Origin of the sequence: Gordonia sp. UBA5067 (genome assembly GCF_002414845.1) — a bacterium.
In the GTDB taxonomy this organism is placed as follows: Bacteria; Actinomycetota; Actinomycetes; order Mycobacteriales; family Mycobacteriaceae; genus Gordonia; species Gordonia defluvii.
Genome location: NZ_DIAX01000041.1, coordinates 1 through 4,403, shown reverse-complemented (window position 1 = coordinate 4,403; position 4,403 = coordinate 1). Strand labels below are relative to the sequence as shown.

The window sequence follows — 4,403 nt, the reverse complement described above, 5'->3', positions numbered from 1 at the left end:
CACGCTGCTCGGCGAGTCCAAGGCCAACGACATCCTGCAGGAGGCCCTGCCCAATGTCGTTGCCGCCCACGTCGTCCAGTCCTACATCGGCAGCTACGGATCGATGATCCACCCGGTTGCCGCCTGTGCCACCGCCGCGGTGTCGGTGGAGGAGGGCGCCGACAAGATCCGCCTCGGCAAAGCCCTGTTCGCGGTTGCCGGCGGGTTCGACGACCTGGGCATTGAGGGGATTGTCGGCTTCGGTGACATGTCGGCGACGGCAGACTCGGCGGCGATGGCCGCCCGCGGCATCGACGAGCGCCGCTACTCGCGGGCCAACGACCGTCGACGCGGCGGCTTCGTCGAATCGCAGGGCGGCGGCACGGTGCTGCTGGCCCGCGGCGATGTCGCGGCGCAGTTCGGCCTGCCCGTGCTCGGGGTCGTCGCGTTCGCGCAGAGCTTCGGCGATGGTGTGCACACGTCGATCCCGGCGCCCGGAATCGGTGCACTCGGTGCGGCCCGTGGTTCGCTCGAGTCGCCGCTGGCCCGGTCGTTGCGCGAATTGGGTTGTAGCTCAGACGATGTCGCGGTGGTTTCCAAGCACGACACGTCAACGAAGGCCAACGACCCGAATGAGTCGAAGCTGCACGAGCACCTCGCGTCGGCCATCGGGCGCAGCGACGGCGCCCCGCTGTTCGTCGTGTCGCAGAAGGCGCTGACCGGCCATGCCAAGGGCGGCGCGGCGGCCTTCCAGCTGATCGGGCTGTGCCAGGTGCTGAACTCCGGCATCATCCCGCCCAACCGAAGCCTCGACTGCGTCGACGACGCGCTGGCGGAGTACGACCGGCTCGTGTGGCCGACGACCCCGATGCGGATGGGTGGGCAGTTCGAGTTGAAGGCGGGTCTGTTGACGTCGCTCGGCTTCGGCCACGTGTCGGGTCTGATTGCGGTTGTTCATCCGGAGGCGTTCATCGCCTCGTTGCCGGTCGACGAGCGGGAGGCCTATCGGGCCCGCCGCGCCGAGCGGCTGCGCGACGGTCAGCAGCGGATCCTCGCCGCGATGTGCGGCGGCGACCCGGCGTACCGCCGGCCGGCCGGCCGGCGCTTCGACGATGCCGCCGACCAGAGTGAGGGCAGCCAGGAGGCTGCACTGCTGCTCGACGACGATGCGCGGCTGGACTCCGGCGGGGCGTACCGCGTGGGGTGCCACCGGTGACCGTGCTCGGGGTGGGGCTCGACATCGTGTCGATCCCCGGGTTCGCCGAGCAGATGCGCCAGCCGGGGACGCGGTTCGCTGAGGCGTTCACCGCCGGTGAGCGACGTGACGCCCGGTCGGGCGCCGGTGATGCCGAGCGTTCCCTGGCCGCCCGCTGGGCCGCCAAGGAGGCGGTGATCAAGGCGTGGTCGGTGAGCCGTTTCGCGCGCCGGCCGGCACTGCCGATGATCGTGCACTCCGACATCGAGGTGGTGACCGACAACTGGGGTCGCCCGGCGATCCGGTTGTCGGGAGCCATCGGAGACTTCCTCGCCCAGGCGCGGATCCATGTATCGCTCACCCACGACGGCGACACGGCCGCGGCCGTGGCGATCCTGGAAGAGGGGGAAGGCGGTGCAGGCGGGTAGAACGGTGCAGGCGGGTAGAACGGTGCTCGCGGCTAGGGGCCGAGCTTGTCCTGCTCGCCCAGCAGATAGCCGCCGAGCATCAACTTGAGCTCGCTCACAACGGCGGCGCGATCCTGGCCCGCCTGCACGGAGAAGCTCAGCGCGGAGTACGCGGTGTGCACCAGCAGGCGGGCCATCGTCTTGCGCCGAGCACGCTGGTGCGGCGTCAGCGGCGCGAGAATGTGCTCCACCTGCTCGGCCAGGGCTTGCTCGTTGAGCGCGGCGGTGGCGCGCGTCGCGGGCGTGGACTGCACCGCCAGCCAGACGGCCCGCCGCGAGGGGTCGTGCTGCCACAACGCGGCGAGATGGTCGAGGAAGCGCTCGAGGAGATGCGGCCACTCCAACGACGGGATCGCCGAACCCAGTTCGACCAACTCGGCCTGCACCGCCACGGTGTCCTGCCGGTCCAACTCGCACACGATCACATATTTGTTCGCGAAGAACTGGTACAGCGTGCCGATCGGCACATCAGCGCGGGCGGCGATCTCCTCACACGTCATCGACTCGAAGCCGACGTCGGTGAGAAGATCGCGCGCCACCGCGAGCATGGTGTCAAACTTCCGTCGGCTGCGCTCCTGCGCGGGCCGTCGCCGGGGGACCAGTGGTGTTGTCGTCGGGTCGCCCATATCGGGTGCGGCTAGATCTTGAGGTCGCGGCGCAATTTGGCCACGTGGCCGGTGGCCCGCACGTTGTACTGGGCCACTTCGATCCGCCCGTCGGGTCCGACGACGAACGTGGACCGGATGACACCCTGGACCGTCTTGCCGTAGAGCTTCTTCTCGCCGAACGCGCCCCACCGCGCCAGCACCGTCTTGTCCGGGTCGGACAGCAACGGGAAGGTCAAACCGTCGGCATCGGCGAACCTGGCCAACTTCTCGGGTTTGTCGGGGGAAATCCCGACCACATCGAGGCCCGCATCATTCAGCTCGTGCAGGTTGTCCCGGAAGTCGCACGCCTGCTTCGTACAGCCCGGCGTCATCGCTGCCGGGTAGAAGTAGACGATGACTCGCCGCCCGGCGTAGTCGGCCAGGGAGACCGGTGTGCCGGTCGAATCAGTGAGGGTGAAACCGGGTGCCGGATCACCGACGGACAGGCGCTGATTGGCGGACATGCGTCTGAGGCTAGCCGATCGGCGCCGGGTCCCGTCCCGATCGCCGTCCGCCGGCGGCCGGGCCGCAGAGTATCCTCAAACGTCGAGTGCAGTACCGCAGCGAGAAGGAGATCCCCCAGTGGCCGACGACACCGAGCGCATCGAGCAGCAGATCGCCCAGGCCCGCGAGGACCTGGCATCGACGCTCGACCAGCTGGCCGACCGAGCCAATCCGCAACGGTTGGCCGACGATGCCAAGGCGCGGGCCGTCGAAACCCTGCAGAAGCCCGCCGTGAAGTACCCGCTTATCGGTGCCGGGGCACTGGTGGCAGTCTTGGCCATCCGCAAGCTGCGCGGCGGGCAGCGGTGAGTCGGCGGTGGCGGCTGGCGGCGCTCGCGCTCGCGCTCGGCGTCGTCCTGGGTGCCGCCGGTTGTACGAAGGCGCCGACGTATCCTGACCAGGTTCAAAAGGTCACCGGCTTTCAGAACGAGGCGCGCCCGACGCTGGCGGTGACCGGCTGGCAGGGCAAGCCGCTCAAGGACGCCGCCGTCGGGGTGATGCCCGGTGCACCGGTCGAGGTCACCACTCGCGACGGCATGTTGTCCGATGTGGCGGTGTCCGGCCCGACAGGTCGCGTGCCCGGGCGGATCAGCGACGATGGACGGCACTGGCAGTCGACGGGGACCTTGTCGTTCGGGGCCCATTACACCTTGACCGCCGCGGCGCGCGGCGTCGCGGGGGAGCGGGCCGAGCAGGTCGGCTTCACGACGAGTTCGGCGTCGAGTTTCGCCGATGTGTCGACAACGGTCGGCGACGGCGAGATCGTGGGCGTCGGCCAAACCGTGCCGATCAACTTCGACGCACCAGTCACCGATAAGCGCAACGCGCAGCGGGCGATCACCGTCACCACCGACCCGCCGGTCGAGGGCGCGTTCTACTGGCTCAACGACTCGATGGTCCGGTGGCGGCCCGAACACTTCTTCGCGCCGGGCACCAAGGTGTCGATCTCGGTGCGCGCCAAGGGAATCGACCTCGGAGACGGCGTGTTCGGTGCTAGCAACCTGACGACGCACTACACGGTTGGGCGTCGCTTTGTGGCGATCGCCGACGACAAGAACAAGCAGATCGTCGTCTTCGTCGACGGCAAACAGGTGCGCACCATGCCGACCTCGATGGGCAAGGACTCGACCCCGACCAACCCTGGGATCTATATGGTCGCCGAGCGGGTGCCCAGCGTGATCATGGACTCGTCGACCTACGGCGTGCCGGTGAAGTCCGCTGCGGGCTACCGCGAGGTCGTGTACAACGCCTCCCGTATCTCGTTTAGCGGGATCTACGTCCACGCGGCGCCCTGGTCGCTCGGGCAGCAGGGCAACACCGACGTCAGCAACGGCTGTCTCAACGTGAGCGACGAGAACGCGCTCTGGTTCCGCGAGAACGCCAAACGCGGCGATGTGGTGATTGTCAAGAACACCGTCGGTCCGACCTTGCCCGGCGACGACGGGCTCGGCGACTGGAACGTCCCGTGGAACGTGTGGAAGAAGGGTAACGCCTGAGGCCCGCGAAGCGGCGGGCAGATAGCGCCGCTACCAGCTGATTTCGTCTCTCGGTCACGGTGGTGCTAGTGTCTTGAGGTCGCATTCGCGAGCGCCATTAGCTCAATTGGCAGAG

Annotated in this window: 6 protein-coding genes; 4 read left to right on the top strand and 2 right to left on the bottom strand. The window is 68.4% G+C overall.

The window, feature by feature from the left end; genetic code table 11:
- The coding region (locus tag B4M62_RS06385) for a beta-ketoacyl synthase (protein WP_290706144.1) at positions 1–1,195 on the top strand (1,195 nt) is incomplete at its 5' end.
- Complete coding sequence (locus tag B4M62_RS06380; RefSeq protein ID WP_290706143.1) at positions 1,192–1,602, top strand: holo-ACP synthase; 411 nt, start codon at positions 1,192–1,194, stop codon at positions 1,600–1,602. The genes B4M62_RS06385 and B4M62_RS06380, both read left to right, overlap by 4 nt.
- Positions 1,603–1,634: 32 nt before the next feature.
- Here the strand turns inward: B4M62_RS06380 and B4M62_RS06375 are convergent, their stop codons facing one another.
- Positions 1,635–2,267, bottom strand: coding sequence for a TetR/AcrR family transcriptional regulator (locus B4M62_RS06375; RefSeq protein ID WP_290706142.1), 633 nt, complete (start codon positions 2,265–2,267; stop codon positions 1,635–1,637).
- Positions 2,268–2,278: 11 nt separating this feature from the next.
- Positions 2,279–2,752 (bottom strand): thioredoxin-dependent thiol peroxidase, encoded by a 474-nt coding sequence (gene bcp / locus B4M62_RS06370; protein WP_290706141.1) that lies wholly within the window; start codon positions 2,750–2,752, stop codon positions 2,279–2,281.
- 118 nt (positions 2,753–2,870) lie between these two features.
- Between bcp and B4M62_RS06365 the strand changes: the two genes are divergently transcribed.
- Both B4M62_RS06365 and B4M62_RS06360 read left to right on the top strand, forming a co-directional pair.
- The gene (locus B4M62_RS06365; protein WP_290706140.1) at positions 2,871–3,101 is read left to right on the top strand and encodes a DUF3618 domain-containing protein; all 231 of its coding nucleotides are present in this window, start codon (positions 2,871–2,873) and stop codon (positions 3,099–3,101) included.
- Positions 3,098–4,288, top strand: coding sequence for a L,D-transpeptidase (locus B4M62_RS06360; protein ID WP_290706139.1), 1,191 nt, complete (start codon positions 3,098–3,100; stop codon positions 4,286–4,288). Before B4M62_RS06365 ends, B4M62_RS06360 begins: the two co-directional genes overlap by 4 nt.
- The last annotated feature ends 115 nt before the right edge of the window (positions 4,289–4,403 follow it).